General features: G+C 65.0%; 1 pseudogene. It reads left to right on the top strand.

Annotated elements, in window-relative coordinates:
* A pseudogene (locus QP415_RS12535) lies at positions 1 to 246 on the top strand (ATP-dependent helicase C-terminal domain-containing protein); the annotation flags it as partial.

Below are 246 nucleotides of genomic sequence, written 5' to 3' on the forward strand. Positions count from 1 at the left end.
CAGCAGTGGCTGGCGGTGAGCGATATGACACGGCCGTCAGGCAGTTCAACCGCGCTGATCCGGGCGGCGCTCCCCCTCAGCGAGGATGATGCGCTGGGGTGTGCGGGCGCCATTGTCCATGAGGACACGCGCGCCTGGTATGATCCGGCAGCACAGCGATTTCGCGGCGAACAGGCCACCATGCTGGGTGCTATTCGACTCGCGTCACGGTCACTCAGGACGCTGCCGCCGCAGACTGTTCAAGAT

This window comes from Pauljensenia sp. UMB3104, from assembly GCF_030217285.1.
Lineage (GTDB): Bacteria > Actinomycetota > Actinomycetes > Actinomycetales > Actinomycetaceae > Pauljensenia.